We start from the raw sequence: 15,295 nt of genomic DNA on the forward strand, positions 1-15,295 counted from the left end.
GACATTAAATTGGTTACAAGACATTCTGTAGACATATAGACGTCTAAACGGTTATTTCAGATGTCATCAGTTTAGGGAGCGGCCGAGCGCCAACAAGAGTAAGGAATGGATTATGGGGTATTCATACGCAAGCCACTTGGATTCACTGAACCAGAACATTGCAGACATTGACGGTAACATCAATGTGTCTTTTGAGTTCTTTCCACCAAGCAGTGAGCAGATGGAGCAGACGCTGTGGAATTCCATTCACCGCCTGAAAACGCTGCAGCCTAAATTTGTCTCAGTGACCTACGGTGCCAATTCGGGTGAGCGTGACCGTACCCACTCGATCATCAAGGACATCAAGGATCAAACCGGTTTGGTGGCTGCACCACACTTGACCTGCATCGATGCGACCCGTGACGAATTACGAAGCATTGCCCGTGATTACTGGAACAACGGCATCCGTGATATCGTTGCCCTGCGTGGCGACCTCCCTGAGCAAGGTGCCAAACCCGATATGTATGCGGCGGACTTGGTTGAGCTGCTGCGCTCGGAAGCTGATTTCGACATCTCGGTTGCGGCTTATCCTGAAGTCCACCCGGAGGCCAAGAGTGCGCAGGCTGATCTCATCAACCTTAAGCGCAAGGTTGATGCCGGTGCCAGCCGTGCTATCACCCAGTTTTTCTTTGATGTGGAAAGCTACCTACGCTTCCGTGATCGCTGTGTGGCGGCGGGTATTGATGTGGAAATCGTGCCGGGGATCCTGCCTGTCTCCAACATGAAGCAGGCCAAACGATTTGCCAATGCCAACAATGTTAAAATTCCAGGCTGGCTTGAAAAGCAGTATGAAGGACTGGACGATGATTTGCTGAGTCGCCAGATGGTGGGTGCCAGTAATGCCATCGACATGGTACGAGTGCTGAGCCGGGAAGGGGTGAAGGATTTCCACTTCTATACCCTTAACCGTGCCGAGCTGACCTATGCTATCTGCCACACGCTAGGGGTTCGTGCCAAAGCATAAGCACACAGATAAAAGAAAAGCCGCTTTAAGCGGCTTTTTTTATGTTCTTTGGTTACGGCTTACAGGGCAACTGGGCTACCTGCCGAATCCATATCCTTAAGCTCGGTCAATACTTCCTCTGCCCAGTCAATCCAAGCCTGGCGGTTGTGGATCGCGCGGCGAAGGGTTAGACGGTCAAGACGGGATTGGCGATCTAGGCTCTTGTGGTCAGCAAAATGGATTTTTTCCATTTCGTTGTAGTGGTTGATCAGCGTGTGTGACTCTTCAATCAGGCCTTCCAGTTGCTGCTGCATTGGCTCGGAGTTGTGCACACCGCAAACTACCAGCTTGGCAGAAAACTCATCGCGGATGGTTGGGTTGCGTGCAGGCTCCTGGAACCACTCAAACAGTGCCTGACGGCCCAGATCGGTAATAGAGTATACCTTGCGATCCGGTTTACCCTCTTGCGGTTCAAGTTTACAGGTTACCTGGTTGTTGCCGGCCATCTTGTTCAGCTCGCGATATACTTGCTGGTGGCTGGCTTTCCAGAAATAACCGATGCTATGGGAGAACTCTTTGGTGATATCGTAACCGGTGGCATCGCGGTTACTCAACACAGTTAAAATAACGTGTGGTAGTGACATCTCTTCTATCCGTTAAAATACTACAAAAAAATAACTCAATCGGCATGGCCTGAGACGGCCGCAACGTACCCATCGCTCATTGGCGTTTTTATAATCGTGCTGTTGCAGTGCCTGATCGAGATCACGTAGCATACACATCAATGGACTATTTTTCGACATCGGAGCGCGATATCGACGAAAACTGGTGCAACCAATTGCCCGTCTTGTGATGCTGGTCTATATATTGCCTGTTATTTCCTATTCATTCTTTGATGCAAATGGTTTTTCATCAAATGATTTCACTGCATGTGATTTAGTTTAGTTAACCGAGGGTTGGCGGGGCTGTCTCAAAAGTGAGGCAAGAGGGGAATTTTGCGGAAAAAAGAAAGGGCTAGCAGGTAAACGCTAGCCCTTTGTGGTTATTTTACGTATTTGTTAGCCAGTGTTACGCATACCGGTGGCAATACCGGCAATGGTAACCATCAAGGCTTCTTCCATCATCGGCGACGGGGTTTCCTGTCGGCGGGTACGGTAAAGCAACTCGGCTTGAAGCATGTTCAATGGCTCGACGTAGATGTTACGCAGGCGGATTGATTCGGCACCCCAAGGGTTTTGCTCCATCAGGTGAGCGCTGTTCTCTACGTTCAGTACGGCTTTGATGTCTTTTTGCAGCTGATCACGCAACTTTTGACCCATCGGCCACAGCGACTTATCAGTCAGGCGCTGGTCGTAATATTCTGCGATACCGATATTGGTCTTGGTAAATACCATCTCCAGCATACCCAAACGGGTTGAGAAGAATGGCCACTCGCGACACATTTCCTCAAGTTGGGCAGCATGACCCTTGTCAATTGAGAATTGGATCGCTTCACCGGCACCCAACCAAGCAGGTAGGATCAGGCGGTTCTGGCTCCAGGCGAAAATCCATGGGATCGCACGCAGGCTCTCTACGCCACCTTTCGGGTTACGTTTGGCCGGACGTGAGCCCAGCGGCAGTTTGCCCAGTTCTAGCTCAGGGGTTGCTGCACGGAAGTAAGGGACAAACTCCTCATTACCACGTACCACGTCACGGTAAGCGTCGCAGGACACTTCAGACAGCACATCCATCAGCTCACGCCATTCTTGCTTCGGCTGCGGTGGTGGCATTAGGTTAGCTTCCAAGATAGCGCTGGCATACAGGCTTAGGCTGTTTACCGCGACTTCTGGTAGGCCCAGCTTAAAGCGGATCATCTCACCTTGTTCTGTCACACGTAGACCGCCTTTCAGGCTGCGTGGTGGTTGAGACAATAGGGCAGCATGTGCTGGTGCACCGCCTCGACCAATTGAGCCACCACGGCCGTGGAACAAGGTCAGCTCGACGCCGGCTTCTTCACAGACTTCAACCAATGATTCCATGGCGTGGTACTGGGCCCAGCCAGCAGCCATGACACCGGCATCTTTGGCGGAGTCAGAGTAGCCGATCATGACCATCTGGTGATTCTGGATGTAGCCACGGTACCAGTCGATGTTCATCAACTGCTTGATGACGCTCTCGGCATTGTTGAGGTCTTCCAGAGTTTCGAACAGCGGGCACACATCCATACGGAATTTGCAGCCAGCTTCTTGGAGCAGCAAGTGAACGGCCAGTACATCAGAAGCCGTACGGGCCATTGAGATCACATAGGCACCCAAGGCTTCGCGCGGTTGGTCGGCAATGGCCTTGCAGGTATCGATGACTTCTTTGACTTCGTCAGAAGGTTCCCAGTCACGAGGCAGCAATGGTCGTTTGGAGGACAGTTCGCGGACTAAGAAGGCGACTTTGTCCTGCTCGCTCCACTGATCGTAGTCACCAAGGCCCAGGTAGCGGGTCAGCTCAGAGATTACGTTCGAGTGGCGGGTGCTTTCCTGGCGGATATCCAAGCGAACTAGGTGGACACCGAAACATTTGATGCGGCGCAGCACGTCTAGTAAAAGGCCGTCGGCGATGATGCCCATGTCACAGTCGTGGAGTGAGCGGTAGCAGGCGTAAAGTGGGTCCCAAAGCTGGCTGATATCATCAATGATACCGTAGCTTGGTGCATCCAACCCCTTGATTTTGGCATCAAGCACATCACGGGTATGGGTCAGCTTGGTACGCAGGTCTTTCAAGATAGCGCGGTAAGGTTCGTGTTCGTCACCGGCGAGATCACGGACCTCGTCGTTGCACTTGACCATCGACAGTTCGCTGACCAACTCTTTGACATCTTGCAGGTAAAGATCCGCAGCTTTCCAGCGAGATAGTAATAGCACCTCGCGGGTCACTTCTGATGTCACAAACGGGTTACCGTCACGGTCACCACCCATCCATGACGAGAAGGTGACGGGTGCGGCATCAATTGGCAGGCCTTCACCTAGGTGGGCTGTAAGCTTTTCGTCAAACTGGCGCAGGAACTCAGGAACGGCTTGCCATAGTGAGTTCTCAACCACCGCAAAGCCCCATTTGGCTTCATCAAGCGGGGTCGGGCGTTGTTTACGGATAACATCGGAATGCCAGGCCTGGGCGATAAGTTGCTCAAGGCGGCGCTCAACACGCTGGCGCTCGCTGTTGGACAGTTCGCTCAGTTCCAGTTTGGATAGGCATTTATTGATCTGTACCAGCTTGTGGATCATGGTACGACGGGCAATTTCCGTCGGGTGGGCAGTAAGAACCAAATCAATGTTAAGGTCGCGGACTGCCTGGATCGAATCGAATTTGCTGATGTCCTGATCGTCCAGTTTGGCAAACAGGGCATCGATGGAGTCTGGACTGAAGATATGCTCTTCACTGTGGCGCGAGACGGTATGGTACTGCTCGGCAATATTGGTCAGGTTCAGGAATTGGCTGAAGGCCCGGGCAACAGGCAACAACTGGTCATCCGGCAGGTTCTGCAGTTCGTCGATCAGTTTGGCCCGATCGTCCTGGTTGCCTGCACGGGCGGACTTGGACAGTTTGCGGATGGTTTCTACTTTACCCAGTAGTTCTTCACCGTGCGCATCCTTAATTGTCGTACCCAGCATGTGACCGAGCATACTGACGTTGCTTCTAAGCGCGCTGTACTTTTCGTTCATATCGCATCCATCTCGTAAATTTATTACATCCAATTAACTCATTAGACAACAATCTAGCCGTGTTCAGCCTTTGAGGTCAACATTGATCGTCATAACTAGTAAGAAAACGACAGTGCATTGATTTTTATCATGTTATGAAACGGAGGGTGTAACAAAGTTTCTTGAAAATGGTCTGATAAGGCACAAAAACTGTGTGCTTGCTGTGCAATATGTCGAGAAAGTTTTCATTTTTGGTGTGATTTAGTGCTTTGTGCTGCACAAGAATGGGCTCGGGCAGTGTAAAGCCGTGGGGGATTACACCTTTTATTATTTTTTGCCGCTCAGGAGTTGACACAGGTAGCAAATGTCGGTAAACATATTAATTCAAAAGATGTGAATAAAAATATTTATGTCGTAATACGGTTAGCAAATCAGGAATGTTAACCAAGTGGTATCAAGAATTGTAACGGAACTGAAATAGGTACGAAGCCCCATGAACCAAGCGAATAGCCAATCACAAAACGCCCTCCGACGACGCTGAGTTTCGCTTGGTGCCTCTGCGCACCCCATCCCGAGGCAGCCCTGCTGCTAGCTACACCCCAAATCAAAAGCACCCAAAACCTAAATACACGGATTGATTATGTTGAACACCTATATTATCGGTGCCAGCGGCTACACCGGCGCAGAACTGGCGAAAATGGTACACCTCCACCCAAAACTCAACCTAGCGGGGTTGTTTGTTTCTGCCAATAGCCTTGATGCCAACAAGCCTATCAGTGATTTGCATGGCCAGCTAAAAGGCATTGTTGATTTGCCGCTGCAACCACTTTGCTCGCCGGAAGATGTGGCCCAGGCCGGTGACATTGTTTTGCTGGCAACAGCACATGAAGTGAGCCATGACTTGGCACCGGTCTTTTTGGCTTCTGGTTGTCAGGTGTTTGATTTGTCGGGTGCGTTTAGGGTTCAGGGTGACGTGTTTTATACCCAGTTCTATGGCTTTGACCACCAATTCCCGGCGTGGTTGGAAAAGGCGGTTTATGGCCTTGCCGAATGGAACCATGATGCTATTTCCAGTGCCCAGCTGGTTGCGGTTCCAGGTTGTTACCCAACCGCTTCGCAACTGGCCTTAAAGCCCTTGATTGAAAGTGGGCTATTGGATGCCCAGCAGTGGCCGGTGATCAATGCGGTAAGCGGTGTGTCTGGTGCTGGCCGCAAGGCGTCGATGACCAACAGCTTCTGTGAAGTCAGCTTGCAGGCCTATGGCATTTTCAACCACCGCCACCAACCTGAAATCGCTACCCATCTGGGACAGGACGTTATTTTTACCCCTCATCTAGGCAACTTCAAGCGTGGGATCTTGGCGACCATCACAGCCAAACTGGCTGACGGTGTTAGCGCCGAGCAGGTTGAAGCGGCGATGCAAGCAGCTTATGTCGGCGATGGCGACAAGCATGCGGTGCGTTTGTTGGGCCAGCAGGCAGCGAAGCTACAAAGTGTGGTCGGTACGTGTTTCTGCGATATTGGCTGGCAGATACAGGGTGGACACATTATTTTAACGTCTGCGATTGATAACTTATTGAAAGGTGCCTCGTCGCAAGCGATGCAGTGCATAAATATTCGAAATGGTTTCCCTCAGCTTACAGCGTTGGTATAAAGGTTAGGAGAATAGCGATGAGTCAGGTCCCTTTGGTTATAAAGCTCGGTGGTGCCGTACTGTCTTGCGGTGAGACCCTGGAGAAATTGTTCGGCGCAATCAGTGCCTACCAGAAACAAGCGCAGCGTCCTTTGGTGCTGGTACATGGCGGCGGCTACCTGGTCGATGATCTGATGGCTAAGTTGCAACTAGAAACAGTGAAAAAAGAAGGGTTGCGGGTTACACCGGCTGATCAAATTCCTTACATCGCAGGAGCCTTGGCAGGTACAGCCAATAAATTGCTACAAGGGCAGGCGCAAAAAGCAGGTGTACCTGCTGTCGGCTTGAGTTTGGCTGACGGAGGCCTATGCAAAGTCACTGAGCTGGACCCTGAACTTGGCTCTGTGGGCAAGGCGGAACCGGGTGATAGCAGCTTGGTAAGCCAAATCATGGCATCGGGTTTCTTACCGATTGTCAGCTCGATTGGCCTTGATGCCAACGGCCAGTTGATGAATGTGAATGCCGATCAGGCGGCAGTGGCCGTTGCGGCAGCACTTGATGGCGAATTGGTACTGCTATCCGATGTCAGCGGGGTATTGGATGGTAAGGGCAAGCTGATCAGCGAACTCACTGAGCCTCAGGCTGAAGCCCTGATTGCCCAGGCGGTGATCACCGATGGCATGGTCGTCAAAGTACGCGCTGCCTTCGAAGCTGCCAATGCCCTGGGGCGCTCGATTGAAGTGGCGACTTGGCGTTACCCGGACAAGTTGGCGGCATTGTTTGATGGCCAGAGCATCGGGACTAAATTTTCTCCGCAGGCCTAGTGCCCGCGGTAAAGAACCAATTAAGACACACATTAGTACACACGGATTGAGATAAAGCCTGAGCGGGAAGACCGTCGAACAGGCAATCAGGAGAGAGTTATGAGCAAAGTAAATAAAGTGGTATTGGCTTATTCCGGCGGTCTGGACACCTCGGCAATCATTCCTTGGCTAAAGGAAAACTATGACTGTGAAGTCGTGGCATTCGTGGCCGATGTCGGTCAGGGTGAAGAAGAGCTAGAAGGCATCGAGGAGAAAGCCTTGGCTTCTGGTGCATCGGCTTGCTACATCGCCGACCTGAAAGAAGAGATGGTTAAGGATTATATCTACCCAAGCTTGAAGACTGGTGCGATTTACGAGGGCAAATACCTGCTGGGTACTTCGATGGCCCGTCCTATTATTGCCAAGGCGCAGGTTGAGTGTGCACTTGAAGTCGGTGCTGATGCCCTTTGCCATGGCTGTACCGGTAAAGGTAATGACCAGGTCCGTTTCGAAAGCGCCTACGCGGCACTCGCTCCTCAGCTAGAAGTGATTGCACCATGGCGTGAATGGGACCTGCGTAGCCGTGAAGCCCTGCTGGATTACCTGGCCGAGCGTGATATCCCTTGTACTGCTTCGCTGGAAAAAATTTACTCTCGTGATGCCAATGCCTGGCATATCTCTACTGAAGGCGGTGTGCTAGAAGAGACATGGAACCAGCCGAATGAACTGTGTTGGGTCTGGACCAAGGATCCTGAAGATGCGCCGGAAAAACCTGAGCAGGTTTCTATCCTAGTCGAAAAAGGCGAGATTGTGGCTGTAGACGGTGAAGCCATGTCACCTTACAACGCGCTGGTTTACCTCAACGAGAAAGGGGCCGAGCACGGTGTTGGCCGTATCGACATCGTCGAGAACCGCCTTGTTGGCATCAAATCCCGTGGCTGTTACGAAACCCCGGGTGGCACCATCATGAATGAAGCCCTGCGTGCGGTAGAGCAGTTGGTACTGGACAAAGATTCGTTTGAGTTCCGCGAGAGCATTGGCCTGAAAGCATCACACCTGATCTACGATGGCCGTTGGTTCACGCCGCTTTGCAAATCTTTGCTGGCTGCGGCACAAGAGCTGTCACAAGATGTGAGCGGTGAGGTTGTCGTTAAACTGTATAAAGGCCAAGCTACGGTGGTACAGAAGCGTTCGGCCAATAGCTTGTACTCCGAAGAGTTCGCGACTTTCGGTGAGGACGAGGTTTACGATCACAGCCATGCAGGTGGCTTTATCCGCCTTTACTCGTTGGCAAGCCGTATCCGTGCGCTGAACGAACAAAAGAAATAATCCGGACCACGACATTATAAATAACGAGCAAGTCGAGCAAGATACATAGGAGAAAGGCCATGGCACTATGGGGCGGACGGTTCAGTCAGGCGGCTGACACACGGTTTAAGCAGTTCAACGACTCATTGCGTTTTGATTACCGTTTGGCGGAGCAGGACATCGTCGGCTCGATCGCCTGGTCGAAGGCGCTGCGCCAGGTCAATGTGTTGACTGACGAGGAGCAGCAGCGCCTCGAGCTGGCACTCAATGAGCTTAAGTTGGCGGTGATGGAGGACCCGAAGCAGATCCTGCGCTCCGATGCTGAAGATATCCATAGCTGGGTCGAGCAGCAGCTGATTGGCAAGGTCGGGGACCTCGGCAAGAAGCTCCACACCGGTCGTTCGCGTAATGACCAGGTAGCGACAGATCTTAAACTATGGTGTCGTCAGCAGGGGCAGCAACTGCTGCTGATGCTCGACCAGCTTCAGAATCAGCTAGTGACTGTAGCTCGCCAGCACCAGGCGACAGTTTTGCCGGGTTATACCCACTTGCAGCGGGCACAGCCGGTGACTTTTGCCCATTGGTGCCTTGCATATGTTGAGATGTTCGAGCGTGACTACTCACGTTTGTCTGATGCGCTGGACAGGCTAGATACCTGTCCGCTTGGCTCCGGTGCGCTTGCAGGTACTGCTTACCCGATTGACCGTGAGGTATTGGCCCATAGCCTTGGCTTCCAGCGTGCGACACGCAACAGCTTGGACTCGGTGTCGGACCGTGACCATGTGATGGAATTGCTGTCGACGGCATCGATTTCTATGCTGCACCTGTCCCGGATGGCAGAAGATTTGATCTTCTATAACTCCGGTGAGTCTAACTTTATTGAGTTGGCCGATACGGTAACTTCTGGCTCGTCCCTGATGCCGCAAAAGAAAAACCCGGATGCACTAGAGCTGATCCGGGGTAAATGTGGTCGGGTTTACGGAGCGATGACCGGGATGATGATGACCGTCAAAGCGCTGCCGCTGGCCTATAACAAGGACATGCAGGAAGACAAGGAAGGCCTGTTCGATGCCCTCGACAGCTGGTACGAGTGTATGGAAATGGCTGCACTGTGCTTTGAAGGGATCAAGGTTAACAAGGACCGGACGCTTGAAGCGGCGATGCAGGGTTACTCCAATGCTACCGAGTTAGCGGATTACCTCGTGGCTAAAGGGATCCCGTTCCGTGAAGCCCACCATATCGTCGGTGTCGCTGTTGTCGCCGCGATAGAGAAAGGGTGTGCGCTTGAAGAGTTGTCGCTGGCCGAAATGAAGGCCTTCTCCGAAGTGATTGATGAGGATGTTTATCCGATCCTGACAATCGAGTCATGCCTTGAAAAACGTTGTGCCCTCGGTGGGGTCGCGCCAAACCAGGTTGATTTTGCCATTGACCAAGCGGAGAAACGTCTTGAGAAACGCTACTCACCGGTGGTCAAGGTACGAGGCGCTCGCCTGACCGACCTCGATGCTATCGAAGGGATGGTGGCCTATTGGTCTGGCCTGGGTGAAAACCTACCTCGGATGCGTAACGAGTTGGTGCGCGATATCGGCTCCTTTGCTGTAGCCGAGCACCACGGTACGGTCACCGGTTGTGCGTCACTGTATGTCTACGATTCTGGCCTCGCCGAAATCCGCTCGTTGGGTGTGGAAGCCGGCTGGCAGCATCAGGGGCAGGGCAAGGCGATTGTCGAGCACTTGATAGAGAAAGCCGGGCAGATGGCCATCAAGAAAGTGTTTGTGCTAACCCGTGTGCCGGAATTCTTCATGAAACAAGGCTTTGTCCCGACCTCGAAGTCACTGCTGCCTGAGAAGGTGATGAAAGATTGTGACCGTTGTCCACGCCAGCATGCTTGTGATGAAGTGGCATTGGAAGTCCGGATGGATCAGGAGCAGGTCATCCCAACAGTCAACGTGGCATAAGCCACCGAGGATGAACCTCCGGGTGAACTTCCGAAAAACAAGTGAAATCTCTTAGTCTATTGGCCCGGCTCTATGTCGGGCTCTTTTTATCCGGTTTTCGCTTCTGATGTGTCACTTGCTTCCGAGGTGTCAGTTGCTTCTGAGTTGCCAGGCGCGCAGGCCATGGGCAAGTAGCAGCAGGGTCATACTGCCTGCCGCGACAAAAAGGGTGATGGCCTCGATGGTCGTGGGTTGGTGGCGGTAGAAAATGAACCAAGCAATCCAGCTAAGCGGGCTCAGGACCGATAATTTGCGGATACAGCGTCGGCATCGGCCTAATTTCTGCCAGAAGGCAGAACGAGTACAGGCTTGGCATCCCATCGGGGTATTCTCCTTTTTCTTCCTACCGGTAGTGTATCCTCGTTGGGATTTGGCGGGAATAAAAAAAGCCCTCATTGAAGAGGGCTTGTCGGTAGTGCAAGGGAGAGGTAGTTGTTATAGGGTTGGTATTATCCGAGGTATTTGTCCAGCTCTTCGCTGCCACCAATGTGCTTACCGCCGATGAATACCTGAGGTACCGTGCTACGGCCTGTGATCGCTCGCAAGCTGACGCTCGTCGCATCTTTTCCTAGCACGACTTCTTCGTAGTCCACACCTTTGTCGATTAGGGTTTGTTTGGCCTTGGCGCAGAAAGAACAGCCCGGCTTGGTGAAGACCGTAATGGACTCCTGAACCTGGTGTTCAGGGGCAATATAGCCCAGCATAGTATCGGCATCAGACACCTTGAACGGGTCGCCCGGCTCATCGTTTTCGATGAACATTTTCTCAATGACGCCGTTTTTCACCAACATACTGTAGCGCCAAGAGCGAGCACCAAAGCCAAGCTCTTCTTTGTTGACTAGCATGCCCATGCCTTTTGAAAACTCGCCGTTGCCGTCTGGGATAAAAGTGATGTTTTCGGCTTCCTGTTCGGCTTTCCATGCATTCATGACAAACGTATCGTTGACAGAAACGCATAGGATGTCGTCAATACCATGTTCGGCAAATACCGAAGCAAGTTCGTTATAACGAGGAAGGTGGCTTGAAGAACACGTTGGGGTAAAAGCACCGGGTAGGCTGAACACAACGACAGTCTTGTTCGCAAACAGCTCTTGTGTTGTCACGTCTACCCACTGATCGCCTTGGCGAGTGTGGAAAGTCACCTGAGGGATAGCTTGGCCTTCTTAGGATTCGAACATCTTTTATCCTCGTTAAATTCGTTGTTTTAGCAACTGGAGTCTGATTTCTATTGCTCCCTGTTGGTAGGGGGATTATGCAAATTTGACATTGATAGCTCTAATCGTTTGGTGTTATGGTTTTGATAGCTAATTTCTATCGATGTGGTGAGTGATGAATATCCGGGATCTCGAATATTTGGTGGCGCTGTCCGAGCACAAGCATTTCCGCAAAGCAGCAGAAGCTTGTTTTGTCAGCCAGCCGACCTTGAGCGGCCAGATCCGCAAACTGGAAGAAGAGCTGGGCGTTGCTTTACTAGAGCGTACCAGCCGCAAGGTACTTTTTACCGATGCCGGATTGGCACTGGTGGCGCAGGCGCAGAAAGTCTTGTTGGAGGTTAAGGTACTGACCGAGCTGGCCAGCGAGCAAGGCGGCAGTATGTCCGGGCCGCTGCATATTGGCTTTATCCCGACAGTTGGGCCTTACCTGTTGCCGCACATTATTCCCAAGATCAAAACCAACTTCCCGGAACTGGAGTTGTTCCTGCATGAAGCGCAAACCCACCAGCTGGTACAGCAACTGGAAGACGGTAAGTTGGATTGTATTATTTTGGCTGCTGTCAAAGAGAGTGAGCCGTTTATTGAGCTGTCTTTGTACCATGAGCCGATGGTACTGGCGGTGCCAGAAGATCATCAATGGTCTGAACTTCAGTCATTGCCGATGGACGAGTTGCACGGCCATACGCTGTTAATGCTTGGAGACGGGCACTGCCTACGCGATCAGGCGATGGGGTTCTGCTTTGCCGCAGGAGCTCAGGAGGACGGTAGTTTCAAGGCGACCAGTTTGGAAACCCTAAGAAATATGGTGGCAGCGGGTAGCGGGATCACATTGATGCCAAAGCTGGCCACGCCAAAAGAACACCGCCGGGACGGGGTATGTTACATCTCTGCGGAAGATCCCGTGCCGAGCCGCTTAATTACCTTGGCATACCGTCCGGGGTCGCCGCTCAAAGGGCGTTATGAGAAGCTCGCGGAACTGATCCAGTCACATCTGGAAGAGCAGCTTCCTGTATCTTAAGTCCGATACACGAAAGCTAAATGGTATAGATAAAAAAACAGAGCGCAGGGCGCTCTGTTTTTGTTTGTGGCTTGGGGTTGCCCTAGAACAGCTCGTCAGAGCTATCTGATTCAAATATTCCCTCAGAGGCTGAATCACTGGCTGATTCAGTGGGTTCAGTGCCTTCTTCGAAGTACTCGAACATAGAGGTGTAATCGTTTTGGCTGCTGAGCTTACCACTATCGCGGTCGATACGGACTTGGATAATGTGCTCTGGCAGCTGCTTACGCTGGGCAGGGACATCTTCCAGTGCTTCTTTCATAAACTCGATCCATGCAGGCTGTGCTGTTTTCGCACCTGCTTCGGCGCCGGAGATCTGGTCCTTATCCTGGTTGTTATTCCATGCGGTACGGCCAAGGTTGCGGCTATGGTCATCAAAGCCAACCCAGGCTGTCGCTACGATCCCCGGAGCAAAACCAGAGTACCAAGCATCTTTTGAGTCATTGGTTGTCCCCGTTTTACCACCGACATCGCGGCGCTTGAGTACCTGGCCACGCCAGCCGGTTCCGTTCCAACCTGTGCCATGACGCCAGTCACCGCCACCCCAAATGTTGCTTTCTAGCATTTCACGTACCAAGAAAGCGTTTTGTTCTGAGATCACCTGTTGGGCGTAGTGAGGGCCCTGTTGCTGCGGCTCATCACCCAAACTCTCTTCGCTAATCGCAATATCGCTCAGGATTGGGTTTGAAGGTTGCTGCTGGGCAGTAAGACCTTGTTGCTGTTGGCACTCATCGTTGCACACTACGGTCGGATTAGACTGGTAAACCACGTTTCCATTTGGGTCTTCAACACGTTCGATGAAGTAAGGCTCCACGTAGTAGCCACCGTTGGCAAAGACGGCAAAGCCCTGTGCCACTTCCAGCGGGGTCAGGCTACCGGCACCCAGTGCCAGAGGTTCTGCACGTGGTAGGTCTTTCTTCTTGAATCCGAAGCGGGTCAGGAAGTCGATGGTCTCGTCCAGACCAACATTTTGCAGTACGCGAACCGCCATGACGTTTTTCGACTGGGCTAGACCGATACGCAAGCGGGTTGGGCCGTTATATGTAGGAGGAGAGTTCTTCGGACGCCATGCGGTACCCATACTCTGATCCCAACGGTTGATTGGTGCATCGTTGACCAAGCTAGCTAGTGTCATGCCGTTATCCAGCGCTGCCGAGTAGATAAATGGCTTAATTGCCGAGCCAACCTGGCGGATTGATTGGGTTGCACGGTTGAACTTGCTATGGACGAAGTTGAAACCACCGACCATCGCCTTCACCGCACCGTCTTGCGGCGAGACCGCGACAAATGCTGTGTTGGCGTCAGGGACTTGGCTCAGTACCCAGTGTTCGCCGCGCTGCTGAACCCAGATTTGCTGGCCTGCTGCAAGGATGTCACTGGCGGTCTTCGGTGCAGGCCCTTGGCGGTTGTCAGTAATGAACTTACGGGCCCACTTCATGCCATCCCACTCGAGGGTGTGCTGGTCGCCACCTTTTGCCTGCACTGCGGCTGACTTACCTTCCACTTTAATCACGACTGCAGGGATAAGCTGGCCGTAAGTAGGTTGCTTGGCAAGGTGGTCGTTGATCTGCTCGCTTGACCACACCGCCTGATCTGGCTTCCAGAGTGTCTCTACTGCACCGCGGAAACCATGGCGCTGGTCATAGCCCAAAAGGTTGTCGATAGCGGCTTGCTGGGCTGCATTTTGCAGCTTTGGATCAACGGTAGTGAAGACGCGCATACCTGAGGTGTAGGCATCCTCGCCGTAGCGGTTGATCATCCATGCACGGGCCTGCTCCGCGAAATATGGCGCGCTCAGCTCAATTTCGGCGGTGTGGTAACGGGCAACGACTGGCTCGGCACGCGCTTGGTCAAACTCGGCCTGGGTGATGTGGTTTTCGGCCAGCATACGGCCTAATACCACATTACGGCGCGCCGTTGCACGGCTGGCTGAGTAGAGTGGGTTCATGGTCGAAGGTGCTTTTGGCAGGCCGGCAATGACGGCAATTTCGCTCAGTGTTAGCTGGCTGACTTCCTTGCCGTAGTACACCTGTGCTGCAGCGCCGACACCGTAGGCACGGTAGCCTAAGTAAATCTTATTGAGGTAAAGCTCAAGGATTTCATCCTTGGTCAACAGCTGCTCGATATGGATGGCGATAAAAATCTCTTTGATTTTACGCATGATCTTCTTCTCGTTGGTGAGGAAGAAGTTACGCGCAAGCTGCTGGGTGATCGTACTTGCCCCTTGCTTGGCTGAGCCAGACGTTGCTACGACAAAGGCAGCACGGGCAATACCGATAGGGTCGATCCCCGGGTGGTCGTAGTAGCGACTGTCTTCAGTCGCCAGGACCGCATTGATCATTTGCGGCGGAATTTCATCAAGCGTCAGTGGGATGCGGCGTTGCTCACCAAACTGGGAGATCAATTTACCATCAGCACTGAAAACCTGCATAGGTGTCTGTAATTCAACATTTTTCAATGTGGCAACATCAGGCAACTCTGGCTTTACATAAAGGTAAAAGCCAAAAATTGTAGTGACTCCAAGAATTATGCAAACAATTGCAAGTATGAGTAATCGCTTTATGAACTTCACTTGAGATTTCCCGTTACACCAGCATTCACGCGTTTCATCAGTTTCCACTAGTAGTATAAAG

The 15,295-nt window shown here is 52.1% G+C and carries 11 protein-coding genes; 6 read left to right on the forward strand and 5 right to left on the reverse strand.

Translation table 11 applies throughout. From position 1 onward, the window contains the following. The first annotated feature begins 112 nt into the window (after nucleotides 1–112). The gene (gene metF, locus C9J01_RS15220) at nucleotides 113–1,003 is read left to right on the forward strand and encodes a methylenetetrahydrofolate reductase (RefSeq protein ID WP_107299009.1); all 891 of its coding nucleotides are present in this window, start codon (nucleotides 113–115) and stop codon (nucleotides 1,001–1,003) included. Nucleotides 1,004–1,062: 59 nt separating this feature from the next. Here the strand turns inward: metF and C9J01_RS15225 are convergent, their stop codons facing one another. After that, complete coding sequence (locus C9J01_RS15225) at nucleotides 1,063–1,626, reverse strand: PadR family transcriptional regulator (protein ID WP_107299010.1); 564 nt, start codon at nucleotides 1,624–1,626, stop codon at nucleotides 1,063–1,065. A gap of 414 nt (nucleotides 1,627–2,040) precedes the next feature. After that, nucleotides 2,041–4,671, reverse strand: a complete 2,631-nt coding sequence (gene ppc, locus C9J01_RS15230; protein WP_107299011.1) for a phosphoenolpyruvate carboxylase — start codon at nucleotides 4,669–4,671, stop codon at nucleotides 2,041–2,043. 619 nt (nucleotides 4,672–5,290) lie between these two features. Between ppc and argC the strand changes: the two genes are divergently transcribed. The 4 genes from argC (at nucleotide 5,291) to argH (ending at nucleotide 10,352) form a co-directional block, all read left to right on the forward strand. Next, a complete protein-coding gene (argC, locus tag C9J01_RS15235; protein ID WP_107299012.1) occupies nucleotides 5,291–6,304 on the forward strand; it encodes an N-acetyl-gamma-glutamyl-phosphate reductase in 1,014 nt (337 codons plus the stop codon). A gap of 11 nt (nucleotides 6,305–6,315) precedes the next feature. After that, on the forward strand, nucleotides 6,316–7,107 hold the full coding sequence (gene argB / locus C9J01_RS15240; RefSeq protein ID WP_272898723.1) for an acetylglutamate kinase: 792 nt from the start codon (nucleotides 6,316–6,318) through the stop codon (nucleotides 7,105–7,107). A 99-nt stretch (nucleotides 7,108–7,206) separates the two neighbouring features. Further along, nucleotides 7,207–8,415: an argininosuccinate synthase gene (locus C9J01_RS15245; RefSeq protein WP_107299014.1), complete on the forward strand. Its 1,209-nt coding sequence runs from the start codon at nucleotides 7,207–7,209 to the stop codon at nucleotides 8,413–8,415. A gap of 59 nt (nucleotides 8,416–8,474) precedes the next feature. Beyond that, nucleotides 8,475–10,352: an argininosuccinate lyase gene (argH, locus tag C9J01_RS15250; protein ID WP_107299015.1), complete on the forward strand. Its 1,878-nt coding sequence runs from the start codon at nucleotides 8,475–8,477 to the stop codon at nucleotides 10,350–10,352. A 129-nt stretch (nucleotides 10,353–10,481) separates the two neighbouring features. Here the strand turns inward: argH and C9J01_RS15255 are convergent, their stop codons facing one another. Continuing rightward, nucleotides 10,482–10,712, reverse strand: coding sequence for a DUF3624 domain-containing protein (locus C9J01_RS15255; protein ID WP_107299016.1), 231 nt, complete (start codon nucleotides 10,710–10,712; stop codon nucleotides 10,482–10,484). 128 nt (nucleotides 10,713–10,840) lie between these two features. Next, nucleotides 10,841–11,542, reverse strand: coding sequence for a glutathione peroxidase (locus C9J01_RS15260; RefSeq protein WP_107299017.1), 702 nt, complete (start codon nucleotides 11,540–11,542; stop codon nucleotides 10,841–10,843). A 178-nt stretch (nucleotides 11,543–11,720) separates the two neighbouring features. On the opposite strand from C9J01_RS15260, the gene oxyR reads away from it, so the two are divergent. Beyond that, entirely contained in the window at nucleotides 11,721–12,623 is a 903-nt protein-coding gene (oxyR, locus tag C9J01_RS15265; RefSeq protein WP_107299018.1) for a DNA-binding transcriptional regulator OxyR, read from the forward strand. Nucleotides 12,624–12,705: 82 nt separating this feature from the next. On the opposite strand, the gene C9J01_RS15270 is transcribed toward oxyR, so the two are convergent. Next, entirely contained in the window at nucleotides 12,706–15,234 is a 2,529-nt protein-coding gene (locus C9J01_RS15270) for a penicillin-binding protein 1A (RefSeq protein ID WP_107299019.1), read from the reverse strand. Nucleotides 15,235–15,295 lie beyond the last annotated feature (61 nt).

The sequence above is a fragment of the Photobacterium rosenbergii genome, from assembly GCF_003026455.1.
Taxonomy (GTDB): domain Bacteria; phylum Pseudomonadota; class Gammaproteobacteria; order Enterobacterales; family Vibrionaceae; genus Photobacterium; species Photobacterium rosenbergii.

Coding starts and splice junctions, on each gene's coding strand:
- ppc (WP_107299011.1), bottom strand. CDS start 4,671: ATGAACGAAAAGTACAGCGCGCTTAGAAGCAACGTCAGTATGCTCGGT.
- C9J01_RS15225 (WP_107299010.1), bottom strand. CDS start 1,626: ATGTCACTACCACACGTTATTTTAACTGTGTTGAGTAACCGCGATGCC.
- oxyR (WP_107299018.1), top strand. CDS start 11,721: ATGAATATCCGGGATCTCGAATATTTGGTGGCGCTGTCCGAGCACAAG.
- C9J01_RS15245 (WP_107299014.1), top strand. CDS start 7,207: ATGAGCAAAGTAAATAAAGTGGTATTGGCTTATTCCGGCGGTCTGGAC.
- argH (WP_107299015.1), top strand. CDS start 8,475: ATGGCACTATGGGGCGGACGGTTCAGTCAGGCGGCTGACACACGGTTT.
- metF (WP_107299009.1), top strand. CDS start 113: ATGGGGTATTCATACGCAAGCCACTTGGATTCACTGAACCAGAACATT.
- argC (WP_107299012.1), top strand. CDS start 5,291: ATGTTGAACACCTATATTATCGGTGCCAGCGGCTACACCGGCGCAGAA.
- C9J01_RS15255 (WP_107299016.1), bottom strand. CDS start 10,712: ATGGGATGCCAAGCCTGTACTCGTTCTGCCTTCTGGCAGAAATTAGGC.